Here is an 18,919-nt window from a genome sequence, read left to right as displayed (position 1 = left end):
AAGTGATGGATAAATTCGATAATCCGCAATTAGAAAAAATCAGAACTATGGTGCCAGAAATGCGCCGGGTAAAACGCATTCACTTTGTTGGAATTGGTGGCGCGGGCATGTGTGGTATCGCAGAAGTGCTTGCCAACGAAGGTTATGAAATTTCAGGCTCTGATTTAGCAACGAGTGCGGTGACAGAGAGATTGGAATCTAAAGGTGCCCACATATTCATCGGTCATCACGCTGATAATGTGACGCAGGCCAGTGTGGTCGTCATTTCTACCGCGATACAAGCTGATAACCCTGAATTGGTTGCCGCGAAAGCTGCTCGCACCCCTGTTGTGCGCCGCGCAGAAATGTTAGCTGAATTAATGCGCTACCGTCACAGTATTGCCATTGCGGGTACGCACGGAAAAACGACGACGACAGCGCTGGCTACCCAGATTTATTCTGAAGCGGGCTTGATCCGACCTTTGTAAATGGTGGTCTGGTGAAAAGTGCGGGTACCAACGCGCGTTTGGGTTGCAGTCGCTATCTAATTGCCGAGGCGGATGAGAGCGATGCGTCGTTCTTACATTTACAGCCTATGGTTGCGGTGGTAACTAACATTGAAGCCGATCATATGGATACCTATGGCGGTGACTTTTCGACGTTGAAGCAAACCTTTATCGATTTCCTCCATAACCTGCCGTTCTATGGCCAGGCCGTGATGTGTATTGACGACCCTATCGTCCGGGAAATCATTCCGAGCATCGGTCGGCAAGTGATTACCTACGGTTTTTCCGAGGACGCAGATGTCCGTCTCCGCGATTACCGTCAACAGGGACAGAAAGGCCTCTTTACTATCGAGCGAAAAGGTCACACTGACTTTGACATTGAACTGAATATTCCTGGCCGACACAACGCATTAAACGCGGCGGCAGCGGTAGCGGTGGCAACTGAAGATGGCGTAGGCGATGAAGCAATTCTCCGAGCGCTGGCTAGTTTTGAAGGCACCGGCCGTCGTTTCGATCATCAGGGGACGTTCCCTGTTGATGGTGGTGAAATCATGCTGGTTGATGACTACGGACATCATCCGACAGAAGTTGATGTGACGATAAAGGCTGCTCGAGACGGTTGGCCTGAAAAACGACTGGTCATGATATTCCAGCCTCACAGATACAGCAGAACACGCGATCTTTATGAGGATTTTGCCAACGTACTTGAGCAGGTTGATGTTCTGCTGATGCTTGATGTGTATGCTGCAGGTGAAGAGCCTATTGCGGGTGCGGACAGTCGTAGCCTTTGTCGCACGATCCGTGGCAGGGGGAAAATCGACCCAATTTTTGTTCCCGATACCGACGCGCTGCCAGCTGCATTGGCGGCAGTGATGTTGGGTGGGGACTTGGTATTGACGCAGGGAGCGGGAGATATCACCAAAGTAGCGAAAAAACTCGCTGCAATGAAACTGAACAAATCAGCCATGGAGTCGGCGTAAAGCAAATGCATTGCCTGACGTTATCGCGTGGAAATCAAGTACTAGGTCTAATTTTCACGCTTTGATTTCGTAATTTGCACGGATAGGATCTCAGCATGAGTACATATGTGCCAACAATGATTGGAGACCTGCCACACTCACCGTTATAATCGGTGCGTTTTGCATATTGCGAGTCAGGTGGTTTTCGGACTGGAAAGTGAAAAGAGTTCCGTGATGACGAGTGTGATCGCCGAAGAAACTATTGAACTGCCTCAGAACGCTAAGCCGGACTGGGGCGGTTTGTTGTTCCTGATTGCCGTCATCAGCTTTTTCTTTTGGGGCCTGATTCAGGTGCTTAATTGGATGAGTGATGAAACCCAGCTGCCGTTATCAAAAATGGTGATTCACGGCGAGTTGAACCATCTGACACCAGAAGAGGTTCGCGCTGCGTTGGTTGCTAAAGGTCACCTGCACAGCTTTATGTTGCAGGATGTTGACCAGCTCCACGACGCGATTATTACGCTTCCATGGGCTGAAAGAGTCACAGTGAGGAAGCAATGGCCAGATATGCTGAGTGTACATATTGTTGAACATGCCGTCGCGGCAATCTGGAATTCAAGGCAACTTCTTAATGTAAGCGGCATAGTGTTCAAGGCCAATCCTACTGATGTAGAAGGCCAAAAGCTGGTTTCGCTTCATGGACCGGAAGGAAGTGAGCGGGAAGTGCTTGAAGCTTGGCGGCAAATGAATAATATTCTTGCTCCCGCTGGCATTCATATTGCGGCGCTGGCGTTGAATGAGCGTCAATCATGGCGAATCGTCACCTATGACGGTTTCAGAATAGAGCTTGGCCGCCGTGATAAGCAAGAGAGACTACTGAGACTTATTGCACTTTTGCCACAAATTGAACAGTCGACGAAAAAATTAGAGTACGTAGATTTGCGCTATGACACCGGTGCTGCTGTAGGTTGGAAAAATAACCGGGATCAGAATGAATCAGAACAATGACAAGAGATAAAGCAGGAATGAAGCAGGCGCCAGACAGATCATTGATTGTGGGGCTCGATATCGGAACGTCAAAAGTTTCGGTTGTCGTTAGTGAAGTCCTGCCCGATGGCGCAATTAATGTACTTGGTGTTGGAAACAGTTCGTCACAAGGTATGGATAAAGGCGGCGTGAATGATCTTGAATCCGTTGTTAAGTCCGTCCAGAAAGCGGTGAATGACGCAGAGCTGATGTGCGACTGTAAAATCCGCTCTGTATATCTGTCCTTGTCTGGTAAGCATATCCATTGTCAGACAGAGAGAGGGATGTGTTCAATCTCTGACGAGGAAGTCACGCAGGAAGATGTAGACACCGTTATTCACACTGCAAAGTCAGTGAAAATAAGTGATGAACAACGCATCCTGCATGTGATTCCACAAGAATACAAAATCGATTATCAAGAGGGCATAAAAAACCCGCTTGGTTTGTCTGGCGTCCGAATGGAAGCCAGCGTGCACCTAATCACTTGTCACAATGATACGGCCAAAAATATAGAGAAAGCGGTTGAGCGTTGTGGTCTTCAGGTCGACCAGCTTGTTTTCTCTGGGCTGGCTGCGAGTCATGCGGTAATTACACCTGATGAGCGAGAGCTTGGTGTTTGTGTGGTGGATATAGGTGGCGGCACAATGGATATTTCGGTTTGGACTGGCGGTGCCCTGCGCCATGCTGAAGTGATTCCTTATGCCGGAAATGTTATTACCAGCGACATTGCTTATGCATTTGGCACGCCGCTGGGTGACGCAGAAAAAATTAAAGTGAAGTACGGTTGTGCGGTCAGCGATATGGTCAATAAAGATGCCAAGGTAGAAGTACCCAGCGTCGGTGGTCGTCCGTCTCGAAGCCTGCAGCGACAGACATTGTCTGAAGTCATAGAGCCACGCTGTACGGAATTACTGGGTCTGGTTCAGCAAGAGCTGACAAGGGTTCAGGAGCGCCTCAGAAGTCAGGGCGTGAAACACCATCTTGCTGCTGGTGTTGTGCTAACAGGTGGCGCAGCTCAAATGCAAGGCTTGGTGGAATGTGCAGAGCGTGTTTTTCAGAGCCAGGTAAGGGTAGGTAAACCTGAGGGTGTTACTGGCCTCACTGATTATGTAGAAGCACCCTATTGTGCGACGGCGGTTGGCTTACTCCACTACGGAAAAGACAATCTATTGAACGAAACCAGCGAACCTGAGTCTAAACGTACTGTTTCAAGTGTGTTCAGTATGCTTGGTGGTTGGTTGAAAAAAGAATTTTAACCTGATGCGAACAGGAAATACGGAGAGAACACATGTTTGAACCGATGATGGAAATGTCCAACGACGCGGTTATCAAAGTTGTTGGTGTTGGTGGCGGTGGTGGTAATGCCGTCGAACATATGGTGCGTGAGTCCATTGAAGGTGTGGAATTCATCACTGTGAATACCGATGCTCAGGCACTGCGTAAAACCAGTATCAGCAACGTTATTCAAATTGGTGGAGACATCACAAAAGGCCTAGGTGCAGGTGCAAACCCGCAAGTAGGTCGTGAGTCAGCTCTAGAAGATCGCGAAGCATTAAAGCTGAGCTAGAAGGGGCCGATATGGTCTTCATCGCAGCAGGAATGGGCGGTGGCACCGGAACGGGTGCAGCACCAATCATTGCTGAAGTAGCGAAAGAGCTTGGGATCTTGACAGTTGCTGTTGTGACCAAACCTTTCAGCTTTGAAGGCAAGAAGCGCATGGTCTTTGCTGAGCAGGGTATTGAAGAGCTGTCCAAGCACGTGGACTCACTCATCACTATCCCGAACGAAAAGCTGCTGAAGGTTCTGGGTCGCGGTATTACATTGCTTGATGCGTTTGCGAAAGCAAACGATGTTCTTCGCAATGCGGTACAGGGCATTGCAGAGCTAATTACTCGCCCGGGCCTCATTAACGTTGACTTTGCAGACGTTCGTACCGTGATGTCTGAAATGGGGCACGCGATGATGGGTAGTGGAGTGGCAACTGGCGAAGAGCGTGCTGAAGAAGCGGCTGAAATGGCTATTTCTAGCCCACTGCTTGAAGACATTGATCTTGCTGGTGCGCGCGGCGTGCTTGTCAACATCACCGCTGGTTTTGACATGCGCCTAGACGAATTTGAGACTGTCGGTAACACCGTCAAAGCGTTCGCTTCTGACAATGCTACCGTTGTTATCGGTTCATCTATGGACCCAGAAATGAGCGATGAACTGCGCGTGACGGTTGTTGCGACAGGTATCGGTCAAGAGCGTAAGCCAGATATTACATTGGTGGCAGGTAACCAAAAACAACAGCCAGTCACACCGGCTGCTGCTGAAAGTAAGCCTCAGCCAAAAACGGAACCAGCGAAAACGCTGAATCCGAGCATTGAAACACCCGTGCCAAGCGACAACGCAAACGTTGTGCCTAAGCAAAAAGCTGAACAGGATTACCTAGATATTCCGGCATTTTTGCGTAAACAGGCAGATTAATCGTCGGTAGCTTGGTTTACATCAGGTTGCATGTTAGCATTGCGCGTTATTTTTCGTGTATCAGCTAACGCTTGGACATTTTTGGTATTCAGATGATTAGACAACGGACATTAAAATCAATTGTTCAGACGACAGGTGTTGGTTTGCATTCTGGTCGCAAGGTCAAACTGATCATGCGCCCGGCTACAGCAAACACCGGCGTTATTTATCGCAGGACGGATATAAATCCACCTGTTGATTTTCCAGCTGATCCAGCGTCGGTTCGCGACACCATGCTATGCACAGCTCTGGTCAATGATGACGGTGTGCGTATTTCAACGGTTGAGCACCTCAATGCTGCACTGGCTGGAATGGGCATTGATAATGTCATTGTCGAAGTGGATGCACCGGAAATCCCGATTATGGATGGCAGCGCAAGCCCATTCATTTATTTGCTTCAATCTGCGGGCATTGAAACGCTTAACGCGGCTAAGCGCTTTATTCGTGTTAAGAAACCTGTTCGCATCGAAGATGGCGACAAGTGGGCTGAACTCTTACCGTATGATGGTTTCAGACTCGACTTTGCCATTGATTTCAATCACCCAGCGATTGAAGCGGAACAACAGAACTTAGTTCTCGATTTTTCTTCTCAGGCATTCATCAAAGACATCAGTCGTGCGAGAACGTTTGGCTTCTTGCGCGATTTTGAATACCTCCAGTCACAAAACCTGTGCCTCGGCGGTAGCTTAGATTGCGCTGTTGGTCTTGATGACTACCGTATCTTGAATGAAGACGGTCTGCGCTATGACAATGAACTGGTCAAACACAAGGTTCTCGATGCTATTGGAGACCTATATATGTGTGGCCATAACATTATTGGCGAAATGCGCGCGTATAAGCCTGGCCACGCGCTTAACAACAAACTGTTGAGAGCTGTGCTTGCTGATCAGGAAGCGTGGGAGTGGACCACGTTTGAGCAAGAAGAAGAGTTGCCAGTCCGATTTGCTGAACCTGGAATGGTTCTGGCTTAGTTCTTAGGTAACACCTTGAGCTATATTTAAAAAACCGACGAATGTCGGTTTTTTGTTGCCAGTCCTAAAGTTCTCCTAATGGAGGAACTCTTTTTTCTCAATTCGTTTATTTGGCCAGCTTAGCAAGTTCTTCCAGCCTTTTCTTCACTTTTCCTTCAGCTCCAGACGCAAGCACTTTGAGGTATTCTGCTGCCTGTAGACTAAGAACTCGCTCTGGAAAGGCAGGTTCAGATTTTCTGCGCTGATCAGGTGTTGTACTTGCGAGAGAAGGATTTATCTTGATTTCAATGGTTGATAAGTCCCTGAGCAGTTCACGCCGAAGCGTGCTGAGCAAATTCATTCTTTCGTAGTTCAACCGGGTTGCCCAAGATGAAGAGCCACATTCAATAATCAGGATGCCGTTTCGGTAATTTGCGACGCGACAATGATTTGCCGATGCTGGAGCAAAAGCCCGAGAACGCGTTGGTTTAAATCAGCCAGGGCTAAAGCGCGCTGCTGGATTTGTCCGGGTAAACTCTCAGCCAGTAAGTCCTGTGTCGCTTGTGGTCTGTGGTCACGCATACGTTACTCGCTGTTTCAAAAGATGATTCTGTGTTCACTTCTTGTTTTAGAACAATCTGGGTTAATGAACAACATCTAAATTTTATTAATCAAAGTGTTTGTGGCCACAATTCGTGTGGGATGCAGCCGCATAATGACTTATTATAACGGCCAAATATCATGTTTTGCTTCGTACTGACTCTGCTGACAGTTTGATACGTGAGAAAAAAAGCGCAAGCTTGATCTTGAAAAATCACCTGTCTGACACAAGATTCATTGCTTATAGTGCTGAATCAGCAACGAATACCCCGCGCATTGATTGGCTCCCTATCTGACTGAGCCCCTTGCTGCTACGAGGCAAATATTTCCCGCTGTGGCTAAAGCCATGGCCAGATAAAGAGAGAAACGGCAACGCCATGTTATCGAAACTACTGACCAAAGTGATCGGAAGCCGCAATGAGCGCACCCTGCGTCGCCTGCGTAAAGTCGTAAAAGAGATCAACGCGCTGGAGCCTCAATTCGAGGCTCTGTCTGACCAAGAACTGAAAGCGAAAACTGTAGAGTTTCGTGAGCGCATAGAGCAAGGCGAACAACTCGACTCACTATTGCCAGAAGCTTTTGCCACCGTTCGTGAAGCTTCAAAGCGTGTGTACGGCATGCGCCATTTTGATGTTCAGATGATCGGCGGAATGGTTCTGAATAATGGCCAAATTGCTGAAATGCGCACAGGTGAAGGTAAAACCCTGACAGCAACACTGCCAGCTTACCTGCATGCACTCACCGGTAAAGGCGTTCACATCGTCACGGTAAATGACTATCTGGCGAAACGTGATGCTGAAACCAACCGACCCTTGTTTGAATTCCTCGATATGACCGTCGGCGTCAACGTGCCAAACATGGCTCCACCGGCGAAAAAAGAAGCATATCAAGCAGACATTCTTTACGGAACGAACAACGAGTTTGGCTTCGATTACCTCCGTGACAATATGGCATTCCGTTCAGAGGACCGTGTTCAGCGTGAAAAATATTTTGCCGTTGTGGATGAAGTCGACTCCATCCTTATCGATGAAGCGCGCACACCACTGATTATCTCTGGTCCGGCTGAAGATAGCTCGGAGATGTACACCCGCATCAATAAATTAATACCTGAACTGCAACGTCAAGAAAAAGAAGACAGCGAAGAATATCGGGGTGACGGTCACTTCACAGTTGACGAAAAAGGCCGCCAGACTCACCTGACAGAAAATGGCCAGGAGTTTGTTGAAGAGCTGCTGCAGAAAAACGGCTTGATGGAAGAGGGCGATACGCTTTACTCGCCAACCAATATTACGCTGCTGCACCACATTAATGCGGCATTACGTGCCCATGTACTGTTCGAGAAAGATGTCGACTACATCGTCAAAGATGGTGAGATTGTTATCGTCGACGAACACACTGGTCGTACTATGCCGGGTCGTCGCTGGTCAGAGGGTCTTCATCAGGCTGTTGAAGCCAAAGAAGGCGTTCAAATCCAAAATGAAAACCAGACGCTGGCATCAATCACCTTCCAGAACTATTTCCGTCTCTACGATCGTCTGTCAGGCATGACAGGTACGGCAGATACCGAAGCCTTTGAATTCCAGTCTATATATGGTCTGGATACTGTGGTTATTCCAACCAACAGGCCGATGGTGCGCGATGATATGGCCGATCAGGTTTATATGACTGAGCGTGAAAAGTTTGATGCTATCATTGAAGACATCAAGGAACGCAGTGCCAAAGGTCAGCCATCGCTGGTGGGTACAGTTTCCATTGAAAAATCTGAGCTGCTTTCTAATGCCCTGAAAAAGGCAGGTATCAGTCATAAGGTTCTGAACGCTAAATTCCACGCACAAGAAGCCGATATCGTTGCTCAGGCGGGTTCGCCGGGTGCAGTCACTATCGCGACCAACATGGCGGGCCGTGGTACAGATATCGTATTGGGCGGTAGCTGGCAGGCAGAAGCTGAGAAACTGCAAAATCCAACCGATGAGCAAATTGAAGCGCTCAAAACCTCTTGGCGTGAATCGCACGATAAGGTTAAAGAGGCTGGTGGTTTGCATATCATTGGTACTGAGCGACATGAATCTCGTCGTATCGATAATCAGCTTCGTGGCCGTTCTGGTCGTCAGGGTGACCCGGGTTCATCACGCTTCTATCTCTCAATGGAAGATTCGCTGATGCGTATTTTTGCTTCTGAGCGTGTTTCTAACATGATGAAGAAGCTGGGTATGGAAGAGGGCGAATCGATTGAACACCCTTGGGTCAACAAAGCGATTGAAAATGCGCAGCGTAAGGTTGAAGGACGCAACTTCGACATTCGTAAACAGCTGCTGGAATTCGATGACGTTGCTAACGACCAGCGTAAAGTGGTTTACGAGCTGCGTGATGAGCTGATGGAATCGGAAGATATCAGCGAGATGATCAGCTTTAACCGTGAAGATGTGGTTGATGCGGTTGTTAGTCAGTACATACCACAACAGTCTTTGGAAGACATGTGGGATATCGCAGGTTTAGAGCAGCGCTTGAAGTCTGACTTTGATGTTGAGTTACCCATCCAATCATGGTTGGACGAAGATGATAAGCTGTATGAAGAGCAGCTGCGTGAGCGCATTCTGGCTCAAATCGTTGACGTCTATCAGACCAAAGAAGCGCTTGCAGGTGCGGAGACACTGCGTCACTTCGAAAAAGCGGTGATGTTGCAGACGCTGGATACATTGTGGAAAGAGCATTTGGCTGCAATGGATCACCTTCGTCAGGGTATCCACCTTCGCGGCTATGCGCAGAAGAACCCGAAGCAAGAGTACAAGCGTGAGTCGTTCGAACTGTTTGAAGAGCTTCTACAGTCACTGAAATCAGACGTTGTACTGACGCTGAGTAAGGTGCGTGTTCAGCAGCCAGAAGAAATCGACAGAATGGAAGAACAACGTCGCGCACAAGCAGAAGAAGCAGCGCGTCGTCAGCAAATGAGCCATGCCAATGCTGAAAACCCATTGGCTGATGGCCAGACGGGTGAAGGTACCGTGACTCGTGACGCCCGCAAGGTTGGTCGTAATGAGCCCTGTCCGTGTGGTTCAGGCAAGAAGTTTAAGCAATGCCACGGCAAAATCGGCTAAGTAATATAACATTCAAAGAAAAAAGGCCGCTAAGCGGCCTTTTTTATGGCAAGTAAATGACAAAGGACAAGAACATGGAAAAGAAACGTGTTCATATTGCTGCAGGTATCATTCTAAACGCCGATGCGACACAGGTGTTTATTACCCAGCGAGAGGCAAAGGCACATAAAGGTGGCTTTTGGGAGTTTCCTGGCGGCAAAGTCGAAGAGAACGAGAGTGCAGAACAAGCAGTTATTCGTGAGTTGGAAGAGGAAGTTGGGATCAAGGTATCAGCACCCGAGTTATTCCTTTCCATGAGTCACGATTACCCGGAGAAGGCACTGAGTTTTGATTTCTATTTAATTCAACACTTTGAAGGTAAACCTTTCGGCAATGAGGGACAAAAAGGCGAGTGGACAGAGCTCTCGTCACTTCCCTCTTACGACTTTCCTGAAGCCAATCAGGTCGTGTTAGAAAAACTGTTAGCGCGATTTCAGTGAGACTTGAAAATAAATAACGGAGGCCTCGCCTCCGTTTTTCTATGAACGACTCGCTGAGCTAGTGATCTTCAGACCAGCCGTCACTGTCCGACATATCCGGTGCGCCTGCAATGCGCTTTTCTTCTTCAGCCCATTCTCCCAGATCAATAAGCTGGCAGCGTTTACTGCAAAAAGGTCGATAAGGGCTGACTTCGCCCCATACAACAGCATTACTGCAAGTTGGGCATTTTACGATTGTCGGTGGTGGGTTGTTATTGCTCACGATACGTCTCAACAGATAGCTATTTTTAATGCCATATTCTCTGCAACTTCCACGGTTTCGTCAAACGGCATAAAGCGCATTGCAAATCGACTTTTATGTGCGGAAATCAACGGATAACATTGATGCTCCGGTGATATGAAAATTCGCAACAAACTCGCATTTTCAATATCTTGCTGGAAAAAACCATTTCGGACATTGCTACTTATAGGCCCTACACTCTCTCGAGTAATCGATAACCACAAGCCAAGCGCATTTTTTAATGAGCGTAAGCTATCTTGCCATCGTTGGGTGTCTGATTGCCTTTGCACCAGCGGCAGGCTTTGCCAGTGATGCAGTATCGGCAGGTCAAAGCTGCATGTGCCGCCCGGTATATTAAAGCGTTGACGAATACCAGAGAGAAACTTATCGGCTTTCAGTGATTGTCCTAATCGAGGGCTTTGCAGCAGACTTTGCTGCAATTGCGCTGTGCGGGTGATCAAAATGTCCAAACGTTCACGGTCAACACCAGGCACGCCTGCCCAGTTTTCGAGTTTGATTTTTAGCTTGTCGAGATCTTTTGCCAGATCGCCTTTGATTTGCACCTGCTCAAGGATTTCCATCAGATCGAACAGACTTTTAAAAAAGACATAGGCATCGTGAGGAGACAACATTTCGCCTGCTTGATCGAGTTGATTAAGCAGGTGCTCAAGGCGCAGGTAAACGCGTACCTGCTCATTTAAGGGATGTTCGTAAAGAGTATCGCTGCTCATTATTGACCGTCTTCCTGTGTGGCGAGTGTCAAATACTTGTTATGCAAAACAACGACTTGCTCTTTGAGTGTATCACTGTTGTCTTCATTTGTAATAAGGTCATCGGCCGCTTTTTTTCTTGCGTCACGGCTCGCTTGCGAGGCGAGAATATTTTCGACCTGTTGGCGTGAAACGCCATCGCGCTGCACGGTACGTTTTATTTGGGTTTCTTCGCTTACATCAACAACCAGCAAGCGATCAATAAGCGAAATAAGATTATTCTCAACCAGCAAAGGCACCACGAGCAAGCAGTATGGCGAGGTTGCCTGCTGGCAATCGTCTTTCATCTTTTGGCGGATTATTGGGTGCAATAACTGATTCAGCCATTCTTTATCCTCAGGGTGAGAAAAAATGTGCTCTCTCAGTGCTGAGCGATTCAATGTGCCTTCATCGGTGAGCATGCCGCTACCAAACTTATCGGCGATTTTATTCAGGCCTTCGGTGCCGGGTTCTACCACCTGACGGGCAATAATATCAGCGTCAACAACATCTACGCCCTGTTCTGCAAACAAGTCAGATACGGTTGTTTTCCCGCTACCAATACCGCCAGTCAGGCCAATTACGTATGTCATTTTACAGGCCAATATAGTTATTCAGATACCAATCGATTATTTCAGTTCCCCACAATAACGATATCCACCCCGCTACCGCAAGATAGGGGCCGAAAGAAAAAGGCTGATCTTTTCCTTTGCCTGAAACCCGCATCATAATTATTCCGCCGATAGCACCAGCGAAAGAGGCAGAAGAATCACCAATGGTAGCGGTTGCCAGCCAAGCCATGCGCCCAGCGCGGCAAGCAGTTTGAAATCGCCAAAGCCCATGCCCTCTTTACCTGTAATGAGTCTGAATATTTGATACACAGACCACAGCGAAAGGTAGCCTGCCATTGCGCCAATCACTGCACTCTCGAGGGAAACCGGTGAGTAGCCGAGCAGCGCCATCAAAATACCTGCCACATCAAGGGGAGGGTTATCTGGTCGGGCAGCAGCATGGTGTCAAAATCAATAAAGAACAGGGCAATCAAAGCAAATGTGGCAAACACAACCGCCAAAGACCACCATGAACCGGGAATCACCCATGCTGTAACACCAACAGTAGCAGCGGTTAAAAGTTCAATCATCGGATAGCGAGCGCTTATCTTGGCGCTGCAATGTTTGCACTTACCACGAAGCAGTAGCCAACTTAATACCGGAACATTGTCGATTGGCTTCACAGGCTTTTTGCAGGATGGACAATGCGAGCCGGGGATGCTGAGGTTAAATGCTTTTTGCTCAGTGGGCGCTGGAAACTCCTCGAAACATTCATGGCATTCTTGTTTCCACTGTTGTTCAAGCATTTTTGGCAGGCGGTAAATGACTACATTGAGGAAACTGCCCACGATCAGGCCGAATAGCGCGATGATGCCGATATAAAGACCGTGAGATTGAAAAAGAAAATCCATGAGATTGTCCGGTTTAAGAGATTGACGTCATGATAACGCCAACCGTTGGTGTCGACTATGGGCAGGCTTCGCTTTTGTTGATTATCCGATCACGCTCATCAGATCAAAGATAGGCAGATACATACCGATAACCAGTGAGCCTATTACGCCACCTAATACGAGAATAATCATGGGTTCAATGATCTTGCCAAGGTTGTCGACTGTGTTATCGACGTCTTCTTCGTAAATGGCCGCGACTTTGTTGAGCATGTCGTCTAGCGAACCTGATTCTTCACCGATCATCACCATCTGGGTCAATAGCTCTGGAAACTCGCCGCTTTCGCGAATCGCTATGTGCATAGGCTGACCCGCCGCAGTTTTCTTTTGAATATCTTCAACCACGCGCTGCAAATGAAGGTTACCCGCCGTTTTCGCAGAAGACTGAAGCCCCGTTAACAAGGGGATACCTGCACTAAACGTAGTGGCAAGCGTGCGAGAAAAACGGGAAATACTGGCCTTAGTGAAGATATCGCCGAATATCGGTATCTTTAATGAAAAGTGACTGATTTTGAGCCTAAAGTGCATGTACTTGACGTATGCTTGTCGAAATAAAAGTACCGCAACTAAAGATAGCAGTCCGACAGCAACGCCGTGCTGAGTAATGAAGTCAGAGGCTTTTAGAATTTGTAAGGTAAACCATGGAAGTTCTGTATCAAACGATGAGAAAACCTCTTCAAATTTAGGGATAACAAAGATCAGCATGAAAATTGTGACCCCCAGAGCGATGAAGGATACGATGCTTGGATAGATCATCGCTTTTTTGACTTTGCGGCGCATGTCTTCCTGTTTCTCACGTTGAAGACTAATGCGGCCAAAAACTTTATCAAGCTGACCTGTCATTTCGCCAGTAAACACCAAATCACAAAAAAACTCATCGAATAGCGGCGAGCTGGTGCGCAAAGCCTGAGAAAATGACGAACCCGCTTCAATTTGCTGGCAGACCTGCGAGATGATGTGTTTCATCCCTGCTTTCTTGCAGCTGCTGCGCACCAGTTGCATTGCCTGAATCAGTGGGACACCAGCGGTCAGCATGGTGCACATCTGGCGGCTGAATAAGGTAATATCTTCTGGCTTTGCTGTATGTTGACGAAGTTGTAAGGAGGATGCGCCGCGCTTGCGGATTTTCTGGATTTTGATTTGTTGATCAGCAAGCGCTGCGCGAACAACAGATTCTTCCATGGCCAGCATCTGGCCTTTGACTTTTTTACCTTTGAGTGTGGTGCCACGCCAATGAAAGGCGCTGAGCTTCTGCTTCTTATTGTCGTCTTTCATTGTTGTGCTCCTACAACTGGGTGACCCGCATCAGTTCACTGAGGCTGGTGACACCAAGGTTCACTTTGGTAATACCAGACTGGATGAGACTATCCATGCCCTGTTGGCAAGCTTTGTCTTCAAGGTTGAGGGCGCCTTCCCCTTCTTCAATGGCAATACGAAGCTCTCTACTGACAGGCATGACTTCATAAATACCGACACGGCCAAGGTAGCCATGGTTACAATGGTCACAGCCATCGGGATTAGCCTGCTGTGCTTTGCTTATATCGATTGAGGGATAGTGACGTAGCAAGCCTTCAATTGTCGGGTCGCTGGTTTGTTGAGGCTGCTTACAATGATTACACAGCCGCCTCGCTAAGCGCTGAGCGATAATCAGCGATAACGATGCTGACAAGTTATATCTTGCTACGCCCATGTTTGCGAGGCGAGTGATGGCTTCGGCTGCGGAGTTGGTGTGCAAGGTGGACAGCACAAGGTGGCCTGTTTGCGAGGCCTTGATCCCGATTTCAGCGGTTTCAAGGTCACGTATTTCGCCCACCATCACTACGTCTGGATCCTGACGTAAAAATGAGCGCAGGGCAGTGGAAAAGTCGAGTCCGATATCGTTGTTTATGTTGACCTGATTAATGCCCTGTAGGTTTATCTCCACCGGGTCCTCGGCAGTTGAGATGTTGCGCTCTGTGGTATTGAGGTATTTAAGACCAGTATAAAGAGAGACCGTTTTACCACTGCCTGTTGGTCCGGTGACCAGTATCATTCCCTGCGGCTTGTCCAGCGCTCTCAGGTAATGCTTTTGCTGAATCACATCAAAGCCAAGCTCGCTGATATCAAGTGCGATATTCCCACTGTCGAGCAGACGGAGTACCACTTTTTCTCCCCACAATGTTGGTAGGGTGGAAATCCGCATATCAATACTTTGTCCGTTACCGATATCGAGTTTCATTCGGCCATCCTGAGGCAAGCGGCGCTCTGCGATATTCAGCTTGGCGAGAATTTTTATCCGTGTTGATAAGCGACGAGATATACCGACGGGTGGTGTGCTATAGAGTTGCAAAATACCATCTAGACGAAAGCGAATCTGATAGCTGTCTTCAAAGGGTTCAAAATGAATATCAGAGGCGTTTTTACGCACTGCATCCATCAAGGTGCGTTGAATATAGCGGCTTACGGGCGCGTCGTCATTCAGTGCGGTTTCCGATTCGTTGCTTTCATCAATTGCAGCGAGTTCTGCCAGCTCATCTTCACTGACACTAGCTGAGGAACTTTGTTGCGCTATCGCGTTACCATAGAGTTTCCTGATAGCTCCCATTAGCTGGGAGTGATCAACGAGTATCGGCTTTATTAATCGGCCAGTTGCGAAGCGGAAATCGTCTTGGGCTTCTAGGTTGGTTGGGTCACTTATCGCAAGTGTTACTAGGGTGTCTGTCTGCTCAAGAGGAAGTATTTCATGCCGAAGTACTAAGTCTTGTCTATCTATACTTTGCACAGTTTTTTCGTAGGCAAAGTCCTCAATAGAGTAAACCTTTTGATTGTAAACTTGGCTTATAAATTCTGTAAGACTTGAAGGCGTGACAGCGCCTACATGGAGATTTGAGGTAAGGCATGAGTTACCACTTTTCTCCATGTAGACTTGTATCGCCGTTGTTTGCTCCGAAGTTATAAAGCCATTTTCGTTCAGAGCATTTAGGCAATCAAACTGCACGCTTAAGGTCTTGCTGAACAGCCATCAATCGTAACGCCAGTGATTGTTTTGTCGTAGTCACACTTCCAAATAGTGCCAGCTTGAGAATATTTGATATCTTTTCCAGAAAAAGTACCGTCTGAAATTACTATTTTTATTCCCGGGACATTACCAGCCGTTGCATCTTGGATTGTACCTATACCATTTATAACAAGTGTTGTTGATGCAGTCCCATCAAGGCCAGTGACGTATGAGGCCACTGTCTGTCCTTCATGAACAGCCAGTGTTGCACCAGCCAGCAAACTTTTTAATGATGCCATTGCTGCCGCCACATCTGACTTATCTTTTTGTGCAGTATAAGCCGGTACTGCAATGGCTGCGAGAGTTCCGATGATTGCCACCACGATAAGCAGCTCAATCAAACTAAATCCTTGTTGCTTCCTCATTACTATCTCCTAGGTATAAACACGTAAACAGTGTGTGGCGTCAATTTACTGGCAGTGAAGAAATCTAGACAGTAAAGAAACTGTGAACTTCGAGTAGTAAACAAGAAATGCAAGTAATTGATTAGGTGGTTAGTTTCATTGTGAGAGTGAATTAGCAAAGAAATGTTCAGCGGCGCGAAGTGCGCCGCAAATGCTATCACTTCAAGCGCATAGAGAGGTCCATGGCGCGGATATGCTTGGTAAGTGCACCGACCGAAATATAATCAACACCAGTTTCGGCAAACTCGCGTAGCGTTTTTATTGTGACATTACCCGAGACCTCTAGTGCAACCTTACCTTTGTTAAGGTCAACAGCTTGACGCATCATGTCTGTAGAGAAGTTGTCGAGCATCACAATATCGGCACCGGCCGTGATCGCTTGCTGAAGCTCATCCAGCGACTCCGTTTCAACCTCTACAGGTTTACCGGGGTTGAGTGATTTAGCGGTCTCGACGGTTTGCTTAATGCCGCCACAGGCGATGATGTGGTTTTCTTTGATCAGGTAGGCATCATACACACCGATGCGATGGTTGAAGCCACCACCACAGGCCACGGCATATTTCAGGGCATTACGCAGGCCGGGAATAGTTTTTCGGGTATCCAGCAGGCGGGTGTTAGTACCTTCCAGCTCAGTCACATAGCGCGCGGTTTCGGTGGCGCAGCCAGACAGGGTCTGGATAAAGTTCATCGCATTACGCTCACCAGTTAACAGAGTGCGTGCAGGGCCAGAGAGTTCGCACAATACCTGATTGGCACTCACTTTATCGCCGTCTTCAACCTGCCATGTGATAGTCACTTCGCCACCGAGCTGGCGGAACACTTCGTCAGCAAACAACTTGCCACAGAACACACCGTCTTCACGGGTAATGATGGTCGCGGTTGCCTGATTATCAGCCGGTATGAGGCTAGCTGTGATGTCAGCGGCTGCATCCAGTGTGCCACCAAGATCCTCTTTCAGGGTGTCTGTTACGCAGCGTATTACATCATCTGCCAGTTGCGCTTTCAGCGCGGTAAGGCGGGCTTCACTGTCGTGTACGCGGGGTGTCGGTTGTTCTGTCATTGTCATTCCGTCACAGGTCAAGCGATAAAGGACCAGTCGTAACTGGCGCGAATGAGCAAGATTTTACCTTTTGGCCACGTCAGGTGCCAGAGAAAGGAGGGATTAGCATCGCACAGAGGCTCTTAAGGGGTTATTCTTGCTGTAGGCCACAATCAATTGAACCTTAAAATGGATATAACCCGTCACCTTTTGCAGTGTGCACAATATATACCTTCCCCCCATTGTGATGATCGTGAAGAAGACGATATTTCGCTTCTGGTGATCCACAACATCAGTCTGCCGCCGGGTAAATTTGGTGGCCCTTTTATCACTGACTTTTTTCTTGGTCAGTTAGAGAGTGATGAAGATCCCTTTTTTGATACAATCCGAGCGGTTAAAGTTTCGGCACACTGTCTTATACGACGTGATGGAAGTGTGACCCAATATGTTCCCTTTCATAAGCGCGCGTGGCATGCAGGCGTTTCGTGTTTTGATGGACGAAGTAAATGCAACGACTTTTCGATCGGTATCGAGCTGGAAGGCACGGACGACTTACCTTACACCGATCAGCAGTATCAGGCGTTACAGCAAGTAACCAAAGCACTGATGGCGCACTATCCGGCGATCACGCCGGCGCGGATTGCCGGGCACCAAGAGATTTCACCCGGCAGAAAAACTGACCCAGGACCGTCATTTAACTGGAACAAATATCGCGCATTATTGGAATAGCTGTTTTTTTGACCTAAATTCCAATGGTCAGACCAATGAGCATTTGTCGTGTAATTCTTCATTGGTACGTCAGAATATTGTCAATACCCGGTACCAAGTAAAAGTGGACAAATTCGCCTCTGTCTGGTAACTTTTTCCACGTATTCTATAATTGGTATTACCAATTTACCGATGTAGTGCGTTCTGGTTGTCAGGCGCCAAAAATAAAATAAGAAAAGATGGCATATCAACGGATTCGTCAACCCAAGCTTTCAGATGTGATTGAGAAGGAATTGGAGAGTCTGATTCTTGAGGGGAGCCTTTCACCGGGGCAGAAATTGCCACCGGAGAGAGAACTGGCAAAACAGTTCGATGTTTCCCGGCCTTCCATACGGGAGGCGATTCAAAAGCTGGAAGCCAAGAAATTGCTGAACCGTCGACAGGGAGGCGGTACCTTCGTCAGCGATAAGTTATGGCAGCGATTTTCAGACCCATTGTTTGATTTGCTGTCAGAACACCCTGAATCCCAACTCGATTTGTTGGAAACCCGTCACGCACTGGAGGGGATCTCTGCATACTTTGCGGCGCTGCGTGGAACGGATGAAGATTTTGAACGAATTTGCCGTTTTCACGACCAGATTCGTCAGGCACAACAACAAGGTGATTTAAAAGCTGAAGCCGAAGCCGTGATGCATTATCTGATTGCGGTGACTGAAGCGTCTCACAATGTTGTGCTGCTGCATATTATTCGCAGCCTTGCTCCGTTGCTGGAGCAAAACATTTTAAAGAACTTTGAATTACTTAATCGCCGCCCGCAGGTGGTGGATAAGGTGAGTAAACATAGGGCCGATATTGTAGAGGCGATTACTGCCGGAGAGCCAGAACAGGCTCGGCAAGCGTCGCACGCACATCTGGCTTTTATCGAGGAAACCCTGTTGGACCTTGGCAGAGAGGAGAGCCGAAGAGAGCGCTCTTTACGCCGAATTCAACAGCGCAAGGACTAGTTGCAATTGGCGCGTCCTGATAGCTTGCAGAAGCTGTCGGGATGCGCTTTTTCAGCTGCAAAAAATTTTTGTTTTGTATGAGTCAATCAACGAAAGGATAG

General features: G+C 47.9%; 16 protein-coding genes and 3 pseudogenes. 9 read left to right on the top strand and 10 right to left on the bottom strand.

Translation table 11 applies throughout. The annotated features are described in order from the left end of the window. Window positions 1-5 precede the first annotated feature (5 nt). The 5 genes and pseudogenes from murC to lpxC all read left to right on the top strand — a co-directional run bounded on the left by murC (window position 6) and on the right by lpxC (window position 5,946). A pseudogene (murC, locus tag CS022_RS15485) lies at window positions 6-1,465 on the top strand (UDP-N-acetylmuramate--L-alanine ligase). A gap of 213 nt (window positions 1,466-1,678) precedes the next feature. Then, complete coding sequence (locus CS022_RS15480; RefSeq protein WP_129123056.1) at window positions 1,679-2,452, top strand: cell division protein FtsQ/DivIB; 774 nt, start codon at window positions 1,679-1,681, stop codon at window positions 2,450-2,452. A 17-nt stretch (window positions 2,453-2,469) separates the two neighbouring features. Further along, window positions 2,470-3,726, top strand: coding sequence for a cell division protein FtsA (gene ftsA / locus CS022_RS15475; protein WP_129123068.1), 1,257 nt, complete (start codon window positions 2,470-2,472; stop codon window positions 3,724-3,726). A 32-nt stretch (window positions 3,727-3,758) separates the two neighbouring features. Then, window positions 3,759-4,936 (top strand): annotated as a pseudogene (ftsZ, locus tag CS022_RS15470) (cell division protein FtsZ). A gap of 92 nt (window positions 4,937-5,028) precedes the next feature. Further along, the gene (lpxC, locus tag CS022_RS15465) at window positions 5,029-5,946 is read left to right on the top strand and encodes a UDP-3-O-acyl-N-acetylglucosamine deacetylase (protein WP_129123055.1); all 918 of its coding nucleotides are present in this window, start codon (window positions 5,029-5,031) and stop codon (window positions 5,944-5,946) included. A gap of 106 nt (window positions 5,947-6,052) precedes the next feature. On the opposite strand, the gene CS022_RS27765 is transcribed toward lpxC, so the two are convergent. Together CS022_RS27765 and CS022_RS27760 are read right to left on the bottom strand one after the other, a co-directional pair. Further along, window positions 6,053-6,334: a hypothetical protein gene (locus tag CS022_RS27765; protein ID WP_328590394.1), complete on the bottom strand. Its 282-nt coding sequence runs from the start codon at window positions 6,332-6,334 to the stop codon at window positions 6,053-6,055. Between the two features lie 2 nt (window positions 6,335-6,336). Beyond that, entirely contained in the window at window positions 6,337-6,507 is a 171-nt protein-coding gene (locus CS022_RS27760; protein ID WP_328590390.1) for a hypothetical protein, read from the bottom strand. 395 nt (window positions 6,508-6,902) lie between these two features. Between CS022_RS27760 and secA the strand changes: the two genes are divergently transcribed. Together secA and mutT are read left to right on the top strand one after the other, a co-directional pair. Beyond that, a complete protein-coding gene (gene secA, locus CS022_RS15455; RefSeq protein ID WP_129123054.1) occupies window positions 6,903-9,620 on the top strand; it encodes a preprotein translocase subunit SecA in 2,718 nt (905 codons plus the stop codon). A gap of 74 nt (window positions 9,621-9,694) precedes the next feature. Continuing rightward, on the top strand, window positions 9,695-10,099 hold the full coding sequence (gene mutT, locus CS022_RS15450; RefSeq protein ID WP_129123053.1) for an 8-oxo-dGTP diphosphatase MutT: 405 nt from the start codon (window positions 9,695-9,697) through the stop codon (window positions 10,097-10,099). 58 nt (window positions 10,100-10,157) lie between these two features. On the opposite strand, the gene yacG is transcribed toward mutT, so the two are convergent. The 8 genes and pseudogenes from yacG to nadC form a co-directional block, all read right to left on the bottom strand. Then, entirely contained in the window at window positions 10,158-10,361 is a 204-nt protein-coding gene (gene yacG / locus CS022_RS15445) for a DNA gyrase inhibitor YacG (RefSeq protein WP_129123052.1), read from the bottom strand. Window positions 10,362-10,369: 8 nt separating this feature from the next. Next, the gene (gene zapD, locus CS022_RS15440) at window positions 10,370-11,110 is read right to left on the bottom strand and encodes a cell division protein ZapD (protein WP_129123051.1); all 741 of its coding nucleotides are present in this window, start codon (window positions 11,108-11,110) and stop codon (window positions 10,370-10,372) included. Beyond that, window positions 11,110-11,721, bottom strand: coding sequence for a dephospho-CoA kinase (coaE, locus tag CS022_RS15435; RefSeq protein WP_129123050.1), 612 nt, complete (start codon window positions 11,719-11,721; stop codon window positions 11,110-11,112). The genes zapD and coaE overlap by 1 nt, the downstream gene beginning before the upstream one ends. 1 nt (window position 11,722) lies before the next feature. Beyond that, a pseudogene (locus CS022_RS15430) lies at window positions 11,723-12,590 on the bottom strand (prepilin peptidase). Between the two features lie 81 nt (window positions 12,591-12,671). Next, on the bottom strand, window positions 12,672-13,901 hold the full coding sequence (locus CS022_RS15425) for a type II secretion system F family protein (protein WP_129123049.1): 1,230 nt from the start codon (window positions 13,899-13,901) through the stop codon (window positions 12,672-12,674). Window positions 13,902-13,911: 10 nt separating this feature from the next. Further along, the gene (gene pilB / locus CS022_RS15420; RefSeq protein WP_201746296.1) at window positions 13,912-15,603 is read right to left on the bottom strand and encodes a type IV-A pilus assembly ATPase PilB; all 1,692 of its coding nucleotides are present in this window, start codon (window positions 15,601-15,603) and stop codon (window positions 13,912-13,914) included. A gap of 2 nt (window positions 15,604-15,605) precedes the next feature. Next, window positions 15,606-16,028, bottom strand: a complete 423-nt coding sequence (locus CS022_RS27755) for a type IV pilin protein (RefSeq protein ID WP_129123048.1) — start codon at window positions 16,026-16,028, stop codon at window positions 15,606-15,608. Between the two features lie 196 nt (window positions 16,029-16,224). Further along, the gene (nadC, locus tag CS022_RS15410; protein ID WP_129123047.1) at window positions 16,225-17,127 is read right to left on the bottom strand and encodes a carboxylating nicotinate-nucleotide diphosphorylase; all 903 of its coding nucleotides are present in this window, start codon (window positions 17,125-17,127) and stop codon (window positions 16,225-16,227) included. A 168-nt stretch (window positions 17,128-17,295) separates the two neighbouring features. On the opposite strand from nadC, the gene ampD reads away from it, so the two are divergent. Further along, complete coding sequence (gene ampD / locus CS022_RS15405; RefSeq protein ID WP_129123046.1) at window positions 17,296-17,835, top strand: 1,6-anhydro-N-acetylmuramyl-L-alanine amidase AmpD; 540 nt, start codon at window positions 17,296-17,298, stop codon at window positions 17,833-17,835. A 218-nt stretch (window positions 17,836-18,053) separates the two neighbouring features. Continuing rightward, entirely contained in the window at window positions 18,054-18,818 is a 765-nt protein-coding gene (pdhR, locus tag CS022_RS15400; protein WP_129123045.1) for a pyruvate dehydrogenase complex transcriptional repressor PdhR, read from the top strand. The last annotated feature ends 101 nt before the right edge of the window (window positions 18,819-18,919 follow it).

The organism is Veronia nyctiphanis, assembly GCF_004116385.1.
GTDB lineage: Bacteria > Pseudomonadota > Gammaproteobacteria > Enterobacterales > Vibrionaceae > Veronia > Veronia nyctiphanis.
This window is presented reverse-complemented; position numbering and strand designations above follow the sequence as displayed.

Excerpts from the sequence above, each read along its gene's own strand:
- CS022_RS15480 (WP_129123056.1), top strand. The coding sequence starts at position 1,679 with ATGACGAGTGTGATCGCCGAAGAAACTATTGAACTGCCTCAGAACGCT.
- ftsA (WP_129123068.1), top strand. The coding sequence starts at position 2,470 with ATGAAGCAGGCGCCAGACAGATCATTGATTGTGGGGCTCGATATCGGA.
- lpxC (WP_129123055.1), top strand. The coding sequence starts at position 5,029 with ATGATTAGACAACGGACATTAAAATCAATTGTTCAGACGACAGGTGTT.
- CS022_RS27760 (WP_328590390.1), bottom strand. The coding sequence starts at position 6,507 with ATGCGTGACCACAGACCACAAGCGACACAGGACTTACTGGCTGAGAGT.
- secA (WP_129123054.1), top strand. The coding sequence starts at position 6,903 with ATGTTATCGAAACTACTGACCAAAGTGATCGGAAGCCGCAATGAGCGC.
- mutT (WP_129123053.1), top strand. The coding sequence starts at position 9,695 with ATGGAAAAGAAACGTGTTCATATTGCTGCAGGTATCATTCTAAACGCC.
- zapD (WP_129123051.1), bottom strand. The coding sequence starts at position 11,110 with ATGAGCAGCGATACTCTTTACGAACATCCCTTAAATGAGCAGGTACGC.
- coaE (WP_129123050.1), bottom strand. The coding sequence starts at position 11,721 with ATGACATACGTAATTGGCCTGACTGGCGGTATTGGTAGCGGGAAAACA.
- CS022_RS15425 (WP_129123049.1), bottom strand. The coding sequence starts at position 13,901 with ATGAAAGACGACAATAAGAAGCAGAAGCTCAGCGCCTTTCATTGGCGT.
- CS022_RS27755 (WP_129123048.1), bottom strand. The coding sequence starts at position 16,028 with ATGAGGAAGCAACAAGGATTTAGTTTGATTGAGCTGCTTATCGTGGTG.
- nadC (WP_129123047.1), bottom strand. The coding sequence starts at position 17,127 with ATGACAGAACAACCGACACCCCGCGTACACGACAGTGAAGCCCGCCTT.
- ampD (WP_129123046.1), top strand. The coding sequence starts at position 17,296 with ATGGATATAACCCGTCACCTTTTGCAGTGTGCACAATATATACCTTCC.
- pdhR (WP_129123045.1), top strand. The coding sequence starts at position 18,054 with ATGGCATATCAACGGATTCGTCAACCCAAGCTTTCAGATGTGATTGAG.